This window comes from Nocardia lijiangensis NBRC 108240, from assembly GCF_001613045.1.
Classification (GTDB): Bacteria; Actinomycetota; Actinomycetes; order Mycobacteriales; family Mycobacteriaceae; genus Nocardia; species Nocardia lijiangensis.
Window position 1 is genome coordinate 31545 of the sequence record NZ_BDBP01000075.1, and the last position, 20327, is coordinate 51871.

Sequence of the window (20327 nt, forward strand, 5' to 3'; positions counted from 1 at the left end):
GGATGTCGGTTCCTGACGCGATCGCCAAGTCCGATATCCAGCTGCCCGAGGAACTGCACTGGCTGAGTTTCGTCGCCGGTGGGGAATGGCCCGATGGCAGCGAAAACGGCATGTTCGCCCTCGCGGACGCGTGGTCGGACGCCGCGGGCGAATTGTCGGCGCTGGTGACCGGCGTCGAGGACGCGATCAAGGACGTTCTCGCGGCGTATCCGTCGGCGGATGAATTGAATTCGCAGATGGTGCAGACGCTGAAGAGTCTCATCGAGGAATCGGACAACGCGTCGTTGCAGGCGATCGCGAAATCGATGACGCAGCTGTCCAAATCGTGCGACAAGGTCGGTTGCGCGATTCAGGAAAACAAGATCATGATCATCATCGGCCTCGTGCAGCTGGTGTGGGAGATCGCGCTCGCCTGGTTGTCCCCGGTCACCGCGCCCGCGCAGCAAGTGGTGCTGATCTCCTGGTATCAGATGGTCTTCCAATGGCTCAAGCACACGATGATGCAAATGGTGATCGCCGCACTCAATGCCATGGGGCAGCAGGTGATCCTCAATATCCTGCTTCAGCTTGGTCAGATGGCTGCGGGGCATCGGGAGAATTTCGACGGCAAGTCGCTCGGTCAGTACGCGCTCGGCGGTGCGCTGGGTGGCGCGTTCGGTTCGCTGTTCGGCAAGATCGGTGCGGATCTTTTCAAATTCGCGGGCGGCAAGATCACCCGCTCGGAATTCGACAAACGGTGGCAGCAGCTACTCACGGGTATGGTGCAAGGTGGCGCCGGTGGTGTCGGCGGTATGGTCGGCGGTGGTGTCGCCAACCAGATCATCAATGGCGGCCCGTTCGAGCTGGATCCGCGCATGCTCGGCGCGGGTGCCGCCGGTGCGTTCGCCGGCGGCGCGCGCGGATGGCGCAATTCCGGTGCGTCGCCGCATATCGATGCGCCGAAGACGGGGGATCTGACGACGGTGCTCCCACCGGCGCATGCGCCCGTGGGAACGGGAGATGGTCCGCCCGGCAAACCGTCCTCGTCCGACCAGCTTTCGAGCGGGAAGCCGCCCAGCGACGGGCAGTCCGGTGCACCGTCGAGCCATGATGGGGCTTCGGGTACGAAGCCGGGGTCGCAGGACGGGAGTTCGGTCAACAGCAACGGATCGTCTTCGGCCGCTGATACTTCCGGGAATCGGTCGGCGGCAAACGAGGGCTCCGCGCACGCCGCGGCGAACGACGACGGCTCCGTGCCGGCGCCGAAAAACGATGGCGCATCGCAGGTATCCGCTGGGGACCGGGATTCGTCGAGTCCGCGTGGTGACCGTACGGAAGGGGGCGATAGCCGGTCGAATATCTCCACCGATCGTCCGGAATCGTCCACTACCTCCACGAGCCAGGACCACCGACAGCCGGTGGACCAGAGCGTGCAGTCGCAGGGTCCGGCGGCCGTGTCCGCGCAGAACGGGGCCGGACAGAACGCGGCCGGGCAGAACGGGGCCGGGCACCAGGGAGCAACGCCCAAGGCGGATGCGGCGAGCTCCGCGGCGCCGCAGCCCAAGGTAGAGCAGCCGGCCGCCAAGCCGGCGCAGGGCGCCACCCCGCAGACATCGCAGGGGTCGTCCTCGACGACCGGCGGTGCGACTCCGCCACGGTCGGGTGCGTTGTCCGGCAGCGGCGATCACGTTCCGGGTGTGCAGACGAAGCAGTTCGACACCGCCGCATCGCAATCCGGCAATCGCTCGGCGGCGGCGTCCGATCAGCACGTCCAATCGGTGGCGCCGCAGCCGAAGACGGGCACACCGGATCCGCAGACGACGGTGCCCCGGCCGAAATCGGTTGCCGGGCAATCCGTCGGTGGCGACCGCACACCATCGGTCAGCGACAAGACACCGTCGACCGGAGACAAGACTGCGCCGGTCGAGGAATCGACGCGGAACACGTCCGACACGAACGCCCCGCTCAGTAACGCCGCTGGACGTCGCGACGGCAACGACAGTTCTTCCACCGCGTCGCGCAGTTCTCGCGGGGGCGGTGACGACAGTTCGTCCACCACGTCGCGCAGCTCCGGGCGCGGTGGTGACGACAGTTCGACCACCAGCGGGTCGCGCTCCGGGAAGTCGAGCGATTCGCTCACCGAACCAGGGGTGGCCGCTCAGTCCAGTGTGCGCTGGCGCCGGGTCGATCCCAGTCTGCTCGGCCCGGTGTGGCCGGGCGGCGAGTCGTTCCTGCGGCAGATCCTCGGCTTTCAGCAGACGATCGAGTTGTTCAAGGGCAACAAGTCGCCGCACGAGGGTCGTGAGCCTTTCCGGCAGCACGTGGGCAGCGACCTGCCGTTGCGTTCCGGATTCGGACAGAAGCCGCCCTCCGGTGATCAGGACGGCGCCGACGGCGGCAAATCGGTGCGCGGCTACGACGAGCCGCTCTCGCGCGGCATGTACCGGCTCACCGAGGACGAACGGGCCGAACATCGCTTCACGGTGTCGGACGACGGTCACTGGACGAAGGATCCCAGCGCCCCCGCGCCGAAGTCGAAGGACTCCGGCGATTCGTCCTCGGGGTCGGGCAAGCTGAAAGCCGAATCCGGCGACTCGTCGAAGTCGGAGGAGTCCCCGGCGCAGGGCAAGCCCGGGAAGAATGTGGTGGGCGAGGACGGCCCGACGACCATCGGGGTACCGCGGCGCGGGCCGCTGCTCAATCGCTGGGCCGAGAGCCAGGCCCCGGTGATGCGGACCGTGGTCGGCGACCACCACGGCCGCTGGTACGTCAGCGAACTGCCGCACGAGGCGTTCCACAACGCCGGTGTGTACGTGGCGTTCAAGGCCCGATTCGAGGACGGGAAGCTGACCGCGGTCTTCGACTGGGCGGGCTCCTACCATCCGGCCCCGGCCCGGGTGAAGGCCGCGCTCGGCGACCTCTACGCCGGCCTCGATCACTTCGACCAGCACGGCCGCAAGTACACGCCGGACGAGCAGGACGGCTGGCCACCGGCTGCCGAACCGACTCCGCATGCGAAAAAGCCTGCCGCAGAAGACGATGACAGCAGTAAGACCGAGGACAGCGAGCTCCGGGCCGCGTACGAGAAGGCGGTGCAGGACGATCAGCCGGCCCGGGACAACGTCGACAAGCTCATAGCGGACGCCGGCAAGGTCGGTGGGGAGAAGTGGGATGCCTACGAGGCCAAGGCTTTCGAACAAGCCGCTGACAAGCGGTACCAGGCGGTCAAGGCGGCGGCCGAGGCACTGAGGGAGCATTACCAAACCCTCGCGGGACCGGACGGGTCGGGTCCGTTGGCAAAGCTCAGCGGAGCAGACCTGGCGGAGCTGATCAAGAATGGCTCGGAGACGGATTCCCGTGTGGCCCTTATGGAACTGATACGCCGGGGTACCGGAGGCGCGGCCGGCGGTCCCGGTGGCAAGGTGTTGCGGCCGACGCAGCTCGCGACGGAAATGCTGCTGGAGCGCGGCCCGGTCGAGATGGACACCGGTGAGGGCAAGGAGCTGACCGTCATCGCGAGGGCGACGCGTAGCGCCATGAAGAACGACATCATCCACGTGATGACCAGTAGTGATCCGTTGGTCCTGCACATGCAGCACGAGTTCTTGAATCTTGTCGCCGGTGAGAAACACGGCCTCGATATCGAGGTTCGCCGCATGGATTCCGATGCGCCGTTCGAGCCACCGCGGGAAGGCAAGAAGCTCATCGTCGTCGGCACGGCGCAGGACTACGGCTTCCGTGTGGTCAAAGAAGCGCAGACGATGATCGACAAGCTGAAAGCAAGTGGCATGTCGGATGCGCGCGTGGCAGAGCTCAAAGCGGCATTGGAGGAAGCGTCGACGCTGCACAAATACAAGCAGGTGCTCGACGATGCGGCGGATGAAGTGGGTTCCGATGCTCGTTTCGAGCCGTTCCGGCGGGGTGAGGTGATCATCGATGAGATGGATGATCAATTGGTCGATGTGCAGTCCCAGTATGTGCTGACGCCCTTCGCTGCGAAGGATGCCGATTCCGAGAACAACGGATTCGACGAATACAAAAGGCAGGCGGAGGATACCTGGAACAGTTTCCGGGAAGCCGTGGAAAAGCAGATCCTGCGTCCGGAGCACTTCGGCAAGGATCCGGACCATCGGGGAATATTCGACTCCCGGCTGAGCCCGGAGGGCAAGGCGGAGCTGGAAGCGCACCTGAACAAAAAGCTCACGGACGAGGAGGAGGCGGAGTACGCCCACGCCGCACAGGCATGGTGGGGGCCCGAGCGTGCTTCCGACTATCACGTCAGTGAGAAAGGTGATGGGACACCAGGAAAGATCAAGATCATCTCGTCCGCGACCAACGATCAGTTGCTGGACGACCCGGAGAAGCAGAGTTCCAGCAGATGGTCTGGATTCGCCAAATATCTGGAACTGAAGGAGGGCCTGGAAGTCGCCTCCGATTCGAAACATTCGATCAGTGTCACCGGTCGTCAGCTCTTCAGTTATTTCAGCAGGCTCACCGGCACATCGGGCACCCTGCTCACGAGCTCGGAGGGCAACCCGCGCGGTGTCGAGCGCGTCCTGCACGAGGAGCATGAAACCGGTCCGATAACAAGGGTGGAAAGGTACTTCAAATCGCAGTTGGAACTCGGTGATGCCAAGTATTTCGGCAGTAAGGACGAAAAGTTCTCGGCCATGGCCGACGATATCCTCGACACGGCATTCGTGGAGCGCGATGGGCAATGGCGGCAGGAGGGGCGCCCGCAGCTCGTCGTCGCCATGGACAACGTCGATGTCGCGCGGTTGGCCCAGGCGTTGCGAGATGCGGCCGGCGCACGCAATCTCGAGGTCGCCTTCGACACGATCGATGTCGCTTGGGTAGACCGGCACAACGACAAGGGCCTGGCGTATCGGAACCTGACCGAGCTCACCGATGCCGCCGGTGGGCTGGGCAAGATCCTGATCGGCAACAAGCTCCTCGGCCGCGGAACCGACATCACCCCGGTCAAGGCCGCTATCGAGAACGGCGGACTCCAGGTCAAGATCAGCGGCGGCCCGGCCTATTCGGAACGAGTGAACCATCAGGTCGAGAACCGCACCGCACGCAGCGGCGATCCGACCAAGGGCTGGGAAGACGGCGGCACACCGGGTGAGGCCCGGCACTACATCTCACCCGAGGACTTCCGCAGCCGGGCGCCGCACAAGAACGTCAAGGTGATCGTCACGAGGTATGAGCAGGCGTCGGCCGAGTACAAAGACGCCTCCGAGGCACATAAGAGAGATCAATCGACAGAAAACAAGGCGAAGCTCGACAACGCGGGGAGCGAGCTGAAGGCGGCCGAGGACCAACTGCGCAACATCGCGACTCCACAACAGAAGGCCGCGGTCGAACAGCACATTCTGAGTTCGCGGAATCCGGGCGTCTACTCGGCGAACGCGCCTCCGCTCACCGGCAGTACGTCGCAACCCGACTCGCCGCCGCCGATACCGACTCCCCGAGCCTCCGCAAGCTCGGATTCCACTGAGCGCGCCGCCGATTCGTCGAACGAGGCGGCCGCACCGCCGACGACACCGAGGGCGAGGACGTACCCGAGTTGGGATGACGAGCGCATCTCGCGGCTCCTCGGGGAGAATCCGACGCCATTGACCGCACGGGCTTTCGGCAAGAGCAGCTCGGTGCAGGCCGCCGTGATGGTGTTGGGAGACGAGGAGCAGGCTCGCTTCATCTGGACCCCAGGTGACGGTGTGCTGGATCTCGCGGGCGCAGGCGCCGCAGCCGAATGGTCGTCCGGCACCCTCGACGATCTGACCCGTCTCTTCGAGCAGGAGGGGATGACCCGGGCGCTGTTCACGGACCGAATCCCGGAATCGTCGTCGTCACCCGACAGCCGAACTCGCGCCGCCGCATCGGATCACACCGAGCCGGCACGCCACGGAGCAGGGCCGGTGAACGACTCGGCCAACCCGGGGCATCCGTCGTCGGCCGGCCGGGCCGGCGCCGTGGCATACGGATTCACCACCCCGAGCGACCCGGTGCAGGCATCGCGACGGATCGACTCGACCAGCAAGGCCGGTGATCGGTCACCTTCGGCGAACCCGGCCGTCGGCACACGCACCGCACCGAACCGTGCCCTCCTCGACATCGAATTCGCTGCCCGCTGGTTGCTTTCCGACCGTGCGGACGATTCGCTCGACGCGACCGAGTGGAAGGAGATGGTCGAACACTACGGGTCGGGTTCGGTCGACGATCGGATGAGTTCGCTGGCTCGACTGATGGGTGTGCCGGACGAACAGCCGTTCACGGCGGACACCATGCCCTCGGACTGGAATGCCGTTGTTCGACCGGGCGTGCGGTTGGTGTACCGGGCTGCCGATGGCCACGTGACTGCGATATCGGTCGGCACGAACGAAGTGCTGTGGTACGACCCGACGACCGGAGATGTCCCGGACGCCATGGGATTTCACATGGCCGTCCGCCTTCTCGAGGAGAACGGTCCCACTCATCTCGTGGTCGATTCCCGGCACGCTTCCGTGACCGATGATCACCTCAGCCAGCGCGATCAGCCGATCCGGCAGGCACTCGGCGCGGACGACATGACTTCGGTGCCCCAGCCCATGCCACCGGATTGGCTGCCGGTGCCCGGTGTCACCGACCCGTTGTGTACGGCGCTCGCGGTAACTTTCAACCTCGGCAACTCGCCCGCCCTGCGTATCGCGGTCGCTCGTCGGCTCGAGGAGAATTTCCAGTACTACCGTCAAAGGTTCATCCCCGAACAGCTGAACGTTTCGTGGGCGCACGAGAGCTCCCGCCGGCAGACCTACGACGCGACCTACTCGGCCGACCCGGCGGGAATCCCGCTGGAGGAACAAGGAATTCGACAGAACTACGACAACTGGTACTGGCAGCAGGTCGACGACAGATTGCATCGGGCGATCGTGAATCTGCGGGATTTCCGGATCGATTTCGACTCGCGTCATGTGCCCGAGGGTGGCCTCACGAAGCAGGAACTGCTGACCCTGGCGGGTGCGCTGTTTCGTGCGAATCTCATTCTGCACGAGCCGAATCGGGCGGCCATCAGCTCGTTGGAGGACCACTATTACAACCCGACCCTGCAGCTGCGGCAGTCGCCGAGCGGTCACTACGAAATCGGACTGAACGCCGACGGTTCGCTCTGGGCAGCGGTGCACCCGATCGAACCAGCGGCGGCACCGATACCGGGGGCGATACTGCCTGAGCAGATTCCGCCCGCGTTCGATCGTGTGCTGGCGTCCCGGCAAGTACCGCTGCTCGACGGTGCGGTCCTGGGCAGGCACTACACCGGTGAGAACCGGCCACTGCGCTACCTGACGACGCTCGACCTGGATGAGTCGACTGTGATCGACCGCAGCAGGCTCGAGATCAGATCGGGGATGGTCAACACACCGACCCATTACATGACCCCAGAGGAACGTGAACAGCATCGGCTGTTCGTTGGCCCGGACGGCAGGTTGTATCAAGCGCGCGACGGTGCTCCGTTCCGTACTGCGGGCTCGAAGTTCGTCATGGACGAGTTCGGCAATCTGTACTCGGGTGAAACGTCGGTAGTGAGTTTCCACTCCTCGTTTCTCGGGGGGCGAACGGTCACCGCCGCCGGCTATCTCGTAGTCGATGATGGCCGGGTCCGGGTGATGACCGACCACAGCGGGCATTACCACCCCAACCCGCAGGTGAACGACTATGCCTTCGATCTCCTTCGCCGCCAGGGTCTCGTGCCCGCGAGCAATTTTCAGCGCAAGGAATACGACCCCACCATCCCGCCCACGGGCCTGCTGGGTCCTGTCCGCGAACGCGTCGGCGAACTGGAACGGCAAACCGCCGAGACCGCCAGGTTGCGGCGGTGGCTGCACGCGCGTGATCGGGTGTTGCGCGGCCGGGAGCAGAGCCCGGATAACGGGCAGGTGCGCCAGCAGTTGCGGGCGGAACGCCGCCGACTGGCCGAGCAGCAGAAGGATCTCGGCAACTGGGACCAGTTGCTCACGACCGGGCAGGTACGCCCGTCCCATCGGCTGGATCTGTGGGCACACCCGGATCCGGTCGATGAGAACGACCGGATCGTGCCGCCCGGCTTCCCGGCCGAAGTCGGTGCCGACGGCACCGCGCCGATGCGTCCTGACCAGGCCCAGAAGCTGGCGACCTGGTGGAACGAGCACGGTCGCCAGTGGTGGAGCAGTCTGCATTTCGCCGATCTGTCGCCGGAATACCAGCGCCGACTGACCATCGATTTCCCCCGCTTGCGCAATTCCGACGAGATTCCCCTCGCCGTTCGCAATGCACTCAACCGGGCATACCTGGAAGCGGAATTGCGGACGTCGGCCACAGACTCCGCATCACCGCGCGGGCAGTACGCGATGGGTACGTTGATCAAGCTGGCCGACGCGGAACTCGAGGCCCGGCTCGACGCCATCCGAGCGGGAACGGCCGCTGCGCCGGTGCATATGCTGAAATTCGATCCGGACGAATTCAGCGATTCGGTCTTCCACGTCGAGGCGATACCGCTCGCGAACGAGGCGCAGCCGGTGCCGGCCGACGTTCGCGAAGGCGCGTCCGCAACCGATGTGCCGGTGCAGGCGGCGGCCGGGCAGCAGGCCACGCCCGGGCGGCGAACCCGTGATGTGGTCGGCGATTTCGTCGGCATGGCGCTGCGGCGGCGTCGTCCGGCGACGAGCCCGACAGCCATCCAGCCGACCGGATGGTGGCGCGGACACAGCGGGCGGGCCAGGGAATTCCTGCGGCGCTTCGGACGGAATGAGGCTGTCCGCGTTGGCAACCCGAGCGTCGCCGAGTACCGAGTGCCCACCCCGGTGAGCGAGCGGTCACAGTCCCGGCCCGAGCAGGCCGGTGGGTCCGTCTTCCGAGGCGGCGTGGACGAGGCGGAAGTAGCGGGAACGCTGAATCCGGTGGTCGAGGGGGTTTCCGCGCCGGAGGGTGGGGTGTGGAAGTCGATGCCGGGTGAGGGGAATTGTTTGTTCCATGCCCTGGCGGAGCTGCTGCCCCGGGATCATCGGGGCGATCCGATTACGCACGAGGAGTTGCGGCCGCAGGTTGTGGAGGCGCTGTATCAGCGGGCGGCCGGTGAATGGGATGGTTTCTTCGACGGTTTCATGAACGGCGAGCCGGAACAGCGGCGGCGGAGCGAGTTCCAGCGGCAGTTGGAGGATCTGCTGCTGGATGGGCGGTTCCGGGATGACGCGGCCGAGCTCTTCTTGCCGTATGCGGTGCGGCAGCTCGGGTTGAATGTGGACATTGCTCGCCCGAGTGGCGTGACCACACCTCTACGTCATGGCCTGAATGGGCCGGTGTACACGTTGTTGCGGGCGACCGGTGACGGTGATGGGCACTACCACGTCGCGGTCGACGGCAACGGTGTAGTGCTGGGCGAGCCGGATCCTGGGCATGTCGATACCGACGGCGTTCGCCGGTTCGATACCAACGAAGACGGCGGCGCGTACCGTGCGGGCGGGCAGAGTCAGTCCACTGGCCGGACCGCCGCATCGGCGAACGGTGGGCCCGAGACCGAGCGGACGATCGGCAGCGTGCGCGAGCGGGCTCGGCGTCTGCTGCAGCGGCATCGGTCCGAGGTCGATCCGAACGACACCCAGCGTGACCAGTTGCAGGGGTCGGGCTGGGATATCGCGCCGCAAGCGCGGCCCGAAAGCATGCGCAACGCCTTGGCCCGCGCGCTGAGCCAGCCGTTCTTCTATGCCGTCGACGGGGCCAACAGCTGGTTGCCTCCGATGCGGCAGCACGAGTTCGCCGAGTACTTGGCGCGGTTGCGCGCCGCCCGTCCGGATGCGGGAGCGCTGGACCGGTTCGCATCGCTGCTCGGCGTGACCGTTCGTGTGCTCACCCACCAGGGCACTGTGTCAGAGCACGGCGACATCGATCCGGCGATCTCACGGCGGGTGGTCACGATCGTCGAGGTCGGCGAGGGACGCTATGTGCCCGCGCGGCAGGGCGCTCGTCCGACCTACCTCCAGAGTCACGGACACAGGCTGGCGGAGTCCGGCCCGCCGCCGGAATACGGCACCCGGGTACTGCCGGTCCCTGAGCAGACCCGTGAGGTGTATCTCTACCGCGCTGCCGATGATCGGTTGACGATCGGCCCCGAGATACCGGAGAACACAGAGGTTTTGGCTCGATCGGGTCCGGCGCAGTCGTTGTCCTGGCTGATCGGCGGTGAATCGGTCGTCTCGAACTTCGCCGAGATGAACGACGCGCAATGGGATGGCCTGATCGAGTTGATGCTCGAGCAGCACGCGGCTGAGCTGACCCCCGAGGGGCATGTGGCAGCCGATCGTTTCGACCGCTGGGCGACCTTCGCTGTGGGAATGCTGGGTCGGCAGGGTTTCCGGGATCTCGCGGTGGTCCGGCTGCCTCAGGAACTCTCGCCGGAGTTTCTGACCGATCGGATCAGGGCTGACCGGCGGTTGTGGATCGCGGGCGGCGGCAATGCGATTGCGGCGATCGCATCCTGGCGCGGGGATGAGCTTCGGTTCTCCGTCTTCGACCCACGCGAGTCCCGCACTCCGATGCAGATGTCCTCGGCGGAGGTCATACAGCACCTTGCAGGCCGCGGCTTCGACAGCGTGGTCGCGGCGCCATTCGAGCCGGAGCATGTTCTGCTCACCGAGCAGCAGCGAAATCTCCTGCGGGACACCGAGTTCCGGTTGATTGACGCGCCCGCCGTTCCTCTCATCGACGAAGAGCTGCTGGCGGCGACGATAGACGGACGATCCACCATTCATGTACTCGAGCGCGACGGCCTGATCAGGGTTTACGCCCGCAACGAGGTTATGTGGACTTCGGTCGAGGCCGGTGGCTTCGACTTCCCCGAGACGATCTACGTGGAATCGGACCGGCCCGATCAATATCTGCGGACGCAGCGCATCGACGTCGACCAGTTGCCGATAGCCGATCCGGCGCACGTACCCGCGAACGACGGTGCTCGTGACGACCGGTTGATGGAGGTCGCCACCCTCGATGGTGCGCGGCGGAAGGTGTGGTTGGTTCAGCCGCGGGAGCGGGCGAACGAGTTGTACCTGTATCGCGATGGCGACCGGGGGTTGACGGTTGCGGCGCAGGTGCCGGCGGGATCGGAGATCCTGGCCCGGTCGAGCGACACCTGGGCGCTGGCCTCGCTGATCGGCCACCGCCATCTCATCGGGCCCTTCGACCGTCTGGGAGAACGGCAGTCCGCGCTGATCGGCCTGATGGTCGATCAACACACTGCCCCGCACAGTGTCGCCGGGCGGACAGCGGTCGCCCGCAGCTTCATGGACCGTGCGGGCTATCGGACCGAGACCGAGTTCAGGACGCGGCAAGCGTTCCTGACCGCACTCGAGGCGGGACATTTCGACGGTGTCCGCCAGCTGTGGATCGCCCGCGGCGGGCATGCTGTCACGGCAGTCATCAGTAACCGCAGTCGGACGTTCCATGTCTTCCACCACGACTCCCCGGACTCCAGCGCCGCCCCTGACAGTCCCCGCGAGATGACCCGCGGGGACTTCGTAACGTTCCTCGCGACAACCGAGTTGTACCGCGTCCTGGTGGCGGAGTCACGGCTGTCCCCCGTGCAGCATTCGATCCTGTCGGATGCGGGGTTGCTGCTCACCGGCGCCGCGGACGGCGCAGGATTGGCCGTGCCCCACAGTCGAATTCGGGAATTGGCGGCGGCGGGGTTCCAGGTCCGGGTTATCGGCCGGAGCGGAATCGTCGACAACCACGCGGCGGGCAGTATTCTGCAGGGCCGAATCCCCGCCGGACATGCCCTGAACTACCGAGACGGCGATGTCGTGCTGGTGATGCTGGCGACCGGCAACTATCTGCTCGCTCACCCGCCATCCGGCCTGCCGCCTGCCTATGACACCGATCGAGGTGGCCTCTTACCCGGCATCTTGCCACCCGTGGAGGTGCCTCGGCACGATGCCGAGACGACACTCACGGTGTCGGTGTCCATGTTGGACGAATCGCCGTCACAGGTGCGGGTCAGCTGGTCGCAGCAACGGCCGTACGCGCAGGCGTTTCTGTACGTCGCGAGCGATTCGCCGTTCGTAGTCGCACCCGAGGTCCCTGCGGACGCCGACCCAGTCGCCGCATCCGACAACGTGCTCACGCTGACCTGGCTGACCGATCAGGGCCTGCGTCCTTTTGTTCCGGGCTTCTTCCAGCAGGACAGTCGATCCCAGGCCGCACTCATCCGGTTGATGTACGCCCAGTGGGAGGCGGGCGAGGATCAAGTGCGATTCGCGACCGAACACCTCGCTCAGGCAGGGTTCCCGATCCTTGCCGTACATCAGTCACGCAGGAGGTTCTGGGCCGGTGTGGTGTCCGTCGCGGAACGCAGGCGGTACTGGATCAGCAACGGCGACCACGTGATCGGTGCGATCGGCGGCAGGCGCCACGACGGGCGTGTCGAGTTCAACGTGTACGACTCCCGCACACCCGGGTGGGGGACCGTGATGGACAGCACCACCTTCGACAGATATCTCGCGGAGGAAGGATTCGATACCTTCATCGCGGCATCACTGCGGCCCACACCGTGGCCCGCGGAATCGACCGGACCGCAGCGACGGGTGCTGGACCAGCTCGGGCTGCTCGCGTCGGAGCCGCGCAGTGGGAGCTCTGCCCAGCTCCAGGCGGTTCGGCGGGCCGCTGCCGCGGATCCGGAGTTCCCCGCGCGGATTCGGGGCGTGCTCGACCGCCTGAACGGGCGTATCGCGGCTCGCTGGGACTCAGCGGAGTTGGCTCAGCGGACCGGAATACGTTTGCGGGCCGTCCATCCAGACGGAAGCTCGACCATCGATGGCGAGTCCGGGCCGGAGGTGACCGTGTTGATCGGGTGGGACCGGTCGCTGCGGGCCGCGGTCCCCGCGCTGGGTTCCGAGGCGCTGACGAACTACGTGCGCGCAATGGGTTTGCGCGTTGTCGATGTGCCTGCCGACGAGGATGGGTTCTTCCGGGCGGCTGTGCACGCGGGTGGTCTGCTGCTGAGTCACGGAGCGGAGCGCGACGATGCGACTGCTGCCGAACTGCTGCGTGATCGGCTGGCACAACAGTTCGCCGGGGGGTCCCAACGCTTCGACATCCTCAGCGTCGCTGAGGATTTGCGGACTCGCGGCAGCTGGGCCGAGCCGATGGCGGAAATCGCGCCGCAGTTGCTCGCCGATGTTTCCGGTGCCTCCGTGCGGGTGGCGTCTGACGGTGCGGCGGAGGGCGTACGCGAGCAGTGGTTCTTCCCGCAACAGTCGACGGCGGACACTCCGACCATCACCCTGCTCCACCATGGCGGGAGCGCCTACCAGGCGACCGTTCCGGAGTTCGCGCACCGGCCGCCCGCGGCGACTGTGCCGCCATCGGAACGCACACTGACGCCGACACAGGAGAGTTACCTCGCGCAGTGGTCCTACCGGCTCGATCCCAGCGATGCGGGCAGTCGCACCGTGGCGGGCGCCGTCATCCGGGCGCTCGGCGCTCGGGTGCACGAGTGGTACCGCGATGAGCAGACACTCATCGAATATCTTTGGCGCCAGCGGCCACTGCAGCTGCTGCCCTTCGAGCGCGACGACCTCGGCGCCGCGGAGCTCATTCGCCTCGACGCCGATCTGGTCCAGCGGAGTATGGGCGTGCAGGTGACGATCGTCGACAGCGATAGCGTGCACACCACGAGCTCGGACGAACAATCCTCGGCGCCGCAGCGGGTGGTGCTGGCCCGCACCGTCGACCATCGACTGATCGTGGCCGACGAGATCACCGATCCGGTGCCGGAGTGGGTTCCCAGGGTGGTCGCCCCGACGGAGCCCGCCTATCCGACCGAGCAGCAGTTGGCCGTGCTCGACGAGGGTACGACGGTGTCGGATCCCCTGCCGTTTCTTCCGATGCGTGCGGCGATACTGCGTGCGGCATCCCCGGATGGCGCGGTTTCACCGGAGTTCTTGCGGGCGTTGGCAAATGAGTTCGCTCTCCCGGCGGGTGAGGACCAGTCGCAGTGGTTCGCGCGGCGGACCGACCCCGCGGCCTTCGCGCAATGGGCCGGCATCCGGGTGCGGGTGATCGCGGAGGATGGGAGTGAGCGCACCCATGGGCCGGAGGGCCTGACGCGGCTTACGGTGCTTGCGGGCCGAGGCGGCATCGTGCGCGTGGCGTTGCCGACGCGGCTGAGCGACGCGCAGTCGAACTTCGTGGCGGACCGGCAGATGTTCGCGATCGATGTGTCCAACGACGGCGATTGCTTCTTCCAGGCCGCCATCCAGGCGGGCGGGGGATGGTTGAGCCGCACCGTGGGATACGAGGGTGTCGACGCCGTCGACCAGTTGCGCGATCGGCTGTCGCGCAGGCTGCACTACGGTATCGACCGGTATCGCTCGTTCCTCACCGCGCCCACCGAGCAGCACATCTCGGAATTGGTAGCGGGCTTGAGCACTCGCGGACACTGGGCTTCCGAGGCGGGTGATCTGGCTCCGCGACTGCTCGCCGACTCGACCGGTGCGGTGGTGGTCGTGGTACCGGAGACCGGACAGCCTCAGGAATTCGTTCCGGAGAATCGTGACCCGGCGGCGCCGATCATCCACCTGATGCGGGTGGACGGTAACCACTACCAATACGCTGCCGTGCCGAACGCCCGAGCGAGTGTGCCCGGTAGTCCGTCGTTGACCGCTGGCGCGGACGAGTCGACGGTAGCGGGCGCGGTGAACGTGCAGGTCGAGGGTGTCTGGGCGCCCGTAGGCGGGGCATGGAAGTCGATGCCGGGGGAGGGCAACTGTCTGTTCCATGCCCTGGCGGAGTTGCTGAGTACGAATGATCGTGCCCTGCACGAGGATTTGCGTGCCGAGGTGGTGGCGGGGTTGCGTGCGAAGGCGGCTCGCGAATGGGATGACTCGTTCGGCGACTTCCTGCCGGGGGTCCATGAGGACATCCGGCAGGAAGTGTTCCAGCGGCAGTTGGACACCTTGCTGGAGGGCGGGAGGTTCATGGATCCCGTGGCTGAACAGTTCCTGCCATTCTTTGTCCGCGAGCTCGGGCTGAATGTCGATATCGATGATCCGACCGGCGTGACCACACATCTGCACTATGGGCCCGGGTTGCCGGTGTACACGTTGCTGCGGGCGACCGGTGATGGTCGCGGCCACTTTCACGTCGCGGTCGATGAGAACGGAGTGGTGCTGAATCGTCCACTCCCCGAGGCGTCGCGCGCCGGTGCTTGGCTGGAGCCGACGGAGCATCGTGGGCCGGATCTCGAGGATGGCCCGCTGCGAGCGGTAAACGGTTGGGGGCCAGGATATTTCGAGGTTCATCCGAGCGGCGGCGAGCCGTGGATCGATGACGAGTTGGTGAACCTGTTCTCGGAATCCGACATTCAGGAAGCCGGCATTCGGTCCGCCGGATCGGTTGCCGTCGCCGCTGCGCCGGTAGCGGGCAGCGCGGATGCGGGCTCGCCCGCGGCTGCGGTGCTCCGACCGGAGTGGGCCCCTGCCACCGAGCCGCCGGATCAACCGGCGGTGATGCCCGCAGCTGCCGTGCACGGCATTTCGGGCGAATATCTTCTGGTTCCCGTCGTCGGCGACGACCGATTTGTTGCGTTCGACGAGGGCAGCTCGTGTCGCGTCGTCATCGACTCGGACGGTCGCTACATCATTGATGAACCCAGCGATGAATTGGTGGTTCTGGAACGGGATCTGGTCGAAAAATACTTCGTGCGAGCAGCAGCCGACGACGGTACGGTGACGATGAATCCGCGCGTCCTCGGCAGGATCTACCGGGATCTCAGGGGCGAACTGCTGTGGCTGGCACCGGGTGTGGCCGCCGCGCGGCGTACCGGCGACGCCGCGGTGATCGAGGTCTACCACGCCGCGGAACGCCGGTGGCAGCGGATGGCTTCGCAGCCGCTCCCCCTGCGAGCCGAACCCATCACCGGTCCGCTGTGGCCACTGGGCGAAAACGGCGAGCTGTTGCCGCCGCGCCCCGCGGACTTCGCTCAGGGCGGTCTTGGTACGTGCTACCAGATAGCGAACTTCGTCGCCATGGTGCACTCCTATCCGCACCTACTCGACAGGCTGATCCGCTGGCATCCTGAGGACAACACCTACAGTGTGCTGTTCTTCGCCGGTGACTGGGAGTTGTGGATACGGGTCGACAACGTCTTCTACGTCGATCGCGACGGTGAACTGCTCTACGCCGGGGGGCGCAGCAAGCCCTTGGCCATCGCGGTGTGGGAGAAGGCATGGGCGGCTTTCCAGGGCGGCGCATTCGGCTACGCCGGCGTTATCGGCGGGGACCCGGCAATGGCGGCGACGAGCCTGCTGCCACGCACGGCACCGGGGTGGCGCGCGCCGCAGTCTCGCCGCGGTACCTCGGAATTGATTCTGGCAGATCCAACACTGCTGGATCGCGACACGTTGGCCGAGCTCTTGACATCGGATGGCGCACCGGGCGACGGTCTCGCTCAATTGATTCTGGAGTGGTCGCCGCACGATTGGCCGGACGACCCGATAGTGGATTCCCATCGGGACAACGGTCGCGCCGATTTCGTGAACTTCGTGCATTTCGTGCTGCTGCCCGAGGTCCGGTGGCAGATCGGCGAACAGATGCGCATCGCCGCGTCCAGCCCGGCGCACCTCGCGGAGATGGACCGCCACGAATTGGTGGAACTGTTCGGAAGTACGGGCCTCGCGCAGGTGATCGAGGACTTGCGGCCGATCATCGAGCAGCAGCGCGGCGCGCACAACCCCGCGTTCGACATGTCGGACCCGTTGGCGTTCTCGGGGTTCGTGCACGGCCACTTGAAACGTGCGCTCGATCGCATGCAAACGCATCTGCGGCAGTGGGATTCGGGCGACCCCCTGTCCGACACCCGCGTCGCCGAGTGGTTGGCCGGTAGATGCCACGAGCTCCGTTCCCGGGGTGATCTGGTGGTTCTGGGGACCCGCACGCGCGCCGATGGCAGCGAGGAGCACCCGCGTACCGGCTTGGCTCACAACCACTCATACGCCCTCGACCACGTTCAGTGGGAATCGGGCAGGGCCACCGGCGTGCAGGTACGTGATCCGCACAGGCCGGCCGAGCTGATCTTCGTGCCGCTGTCCGAGTTGCACCAGTTCAACTGGCTCAACACATTCGGAGTCGGCAGCGGGTGGGTATTCGGGTCGGGGGAGTCGAGCCACTTCTCGGCGGCGACCTCGAGATCGGAGACCGCGGCAGCCGGGCACGAGGGCAGGGGCATGAACGCGCATGCCGAACGTGGGCGTCCCGCCCCGCCGGAACCGAGGCCGTCCTCGTTCGTCTCCGAATACACGCTGGTGACACCGCATTCGGCCGAATCCATTGCCGCCATGTCTGCTGAGGAGAGGCTGCGCTCGGGACCCTTTGCCACGCGCGATATGTGGAACGTGGAGAAAGGGCAGGTCTCAGACGATGGCACTGCGCTCTCCTTTCCGCGCTTCCGTGTGGCTCGGCCGGTGGTTGTGGATCAGCACCCGATGTTGCGGGTATCGGGTGATGGTTCGATCGCGCTGACTCAGGCCAGTCGCTTCGCAAAGGATTTCTACGCCATCCCGGAGGTCGTCGAGCAGGCGTCGAAGGCCTTGGCGCAGGCGGGTAGCAACATGCGCCTGACGCTGGACGAAGAGACGTACGTCGAGTTCGTTCACAACGGGCAGAAGAAGCGGCTCCTCCGGGTCACACCGGCATTCCGCACCAGGCCAACGGACGTATGCCGCGACTTCTCCGAGCAGGTTCTGGGTGGATCACATACGCACATGGTTCTCTTCGACACTCGTTCCGAGGCGCTGGGCGGCACCGGGGCGGTGGCGATCGCGCCGATCGATATCAAGTCCGGCCGTGAGGTGGCCGGTACGCATCATCTGGCGGAGTATCTGGTCAGGGCAGCGGACGATCCCGAGCTCGACTCCGTGATCCCGGAATCGGCGGTCATCGCGGTTTCGCGCGCCGACGACGAGCCCGAGTCCGCGTGGCCCGCCCCCGGGCAGTCGTACCGCAGTGCAGGCGACCCCTTCGTGAATCGGCAGCGGAATCAGGCACTCGAGGCGGCCGAGTCGGCGTTGGGTGTGAACGCCAAGGCGTTCGCCAAGCCAATGGAGGCGTATCTCCGCCAGTCGATCGCATCGTCGCAAGACAGTGCAGGCTCGCGGAATATTCCAGGCTCTTACGGCTACCATTTCGCGCCGGTCGTGCTGGAAAGCCAGGACGGGCAGCATCAGATCACCATCGAGAACCTCAACATACGTTCCTCGCACGGCAAGAATCTCGACGATGTGCTCGACCTGAACCTGGAGTACTACCGCCATCGAGTGGACGACCTGCGAACGTGGCTGGCCGCTGCCGGAAACGATCTCGGCCCGGGGAACCCCAGGTTCGAGCTCATCGAGAGCATGCGGAAGATCCGAGACGCGGAGGAGCGGCTCGCGGTATCGAAGGCCACGGCGAGCATTTCGCCTGTCACCGATGAGATGCAGAGGGAGCGCGCCAGCGGGGCGTTGGCCGCGGCACGTGGTGATGCGAAACGGAGCCTGGCCGCCATCTTCGGCAAGGAACTGGGTTCCGGCGGCGACATGTGGACCTTCGCAATGTACGGGCGTGCTCGCGGCGAATCGTTCTTCGAGGTCGTCGACCCGACGACCGATCGGATTGCCGTGGTGCTGATCGCCGACCACGGCAACCAACGTCGGGAGTTGGAGTTCGCCCCGGGGAGCGCAGCACTCGACTCACTCCAGCTGGCGACGTTGGACCGAATGGCTGCCAGGTTGGCGAAGGTCGTGGCGTGGCGGCAGAACGAAGGCATGCAACTGCCCCACATGGATTTGACGGTCGAGTCCATGCCGAACGAGCAGGAATTGGCCGCCGCTCGCGGCGATGTCGTCGAGCGCTATTTCCTGGGTCGCCTTCAGACCCATCTGGCCGAGTTGGACCGGCGGTTCTCGGCCGCGGATCTCCAGGTGACTCTGCGCCGGAGAGAGCGTAATTCGCAGCGGGCGGGCATGATCGGCGATGGTGCGACACAGGTCCGGTCCAGAGTTGTGCTGAGCTACTTCACCGGGGTCGATCCGGCCGAGAAGGTCAACCTCACGGGTGCGGAACTGGCACAGTTGGCCCGGGATATCGGGGTACATCGGGAACGCGGGTTCGCCGGCCACGCGCGGGCCTGGTACACCGGCGTCCGCTTGCCGGAGATCGTACGCACCGACGACATCGTCCGCCGCACCACGGACATCGTCCGCGCTGCGCAATACCTCGACGGGACCACCCAGCCGACAATCGGCCGATTGACCGACATCCGCCGCGCCGCAGACATCCTGATCCGCGAATACCACCACACCGGGCCGTTCCGGCTGGAACACCTCGACCCGCTGGTATGCGATGTACTCGGCCTGGCTCCCTACGCTCTGGTCGACAACGGACAGCGCAACGACCTGGTGGAGCTCGTGCGGGCTGCCAAGATGAGCCACCGGCCGGTCACCCGGGCCGACCTCGACGCCGCCCGTGATCGCCTGCTGTCGCGCGAAAGTCTTTCGCTCCCAGCGTCTGCCGCGATGAGCGCGGCAATTCAGGTGGCCGGTCCCGTTGCCGATTCGCGCCACGCGTCCGAAGTGGCGCCGTATGCACAGGTCGCGGCGCCTGCGCCGGTGGTAGCTCGCCGACACGCGAACAGCGCTGCGCCGCACGCGCCCTCGTCGCCGGGGTCGGTGGACGAGACGGTCGGTCACAGTGCCCGAGCCTTGCTGAGCTCGCTGCGCCAGTCGCGCAGAGCGGGCAGGGTGTTCGAATCCGTCCTGCCCCTGGACGAAGCCACCGTCGCACTCGCCGAGCTGGTCCACTCCTACCCCAGCGAGACCCGCGATGCGGGTCACGAGGCTCCGTCGGCAGTGCCGCAGGCGGCGGCCCAACCGCAATCCGAGCATGCTCCGCACATGATGCCGGGCCTGGCGGACAAGGTGCGAAAGGTGTTGCGGGAGGACCCGACCGCCACCGAATTCGTGCCCCGGCCCGAGGATGTCCCGCGGTTGGTGCCGGGCACGCGGTTGTGGTTGTTCGACGAACGGGGGCGGCATTACGTCGTGAACGTGGTCGGGAGGAGCCAGCGGCGCGCCGAGCGGGACGGCGACTACTCGCCGAGGTTCCATGTGATTTCCCCGGCGGGGAACACCCGTGTACTGACTTCGGCGAGGTTCGTCGGATTGCTCGGCCGGGTTGTGCACGGTCTGATCGCGCGGCCGCATTCCGACACCGGTCGCGTTGGCCACAATCCCGTGGTGGCGCGGCGTGACCGCGAACTCGACGCTACCGCCGATCCCGCCGGTTCGAACGCTGTGCGGTTGCGCGGT

Annotated in this window: 1 protein-coding gene; it reads left to right on the forward strand. The window is 66.1% G+C overall.

Translation table 11 applies throughout. The features are described 5' to 3' along the window. Positions 1–2: 2 nt before the first annotated feature. A partial coding sequence (locus NL1_RS25995) for a WXG100-like domain-containing protein (RefSeq protein WP_156095053.1) occupies positions 3–20327 on the forward strand: 20325 nt, incomplete at its 3' end.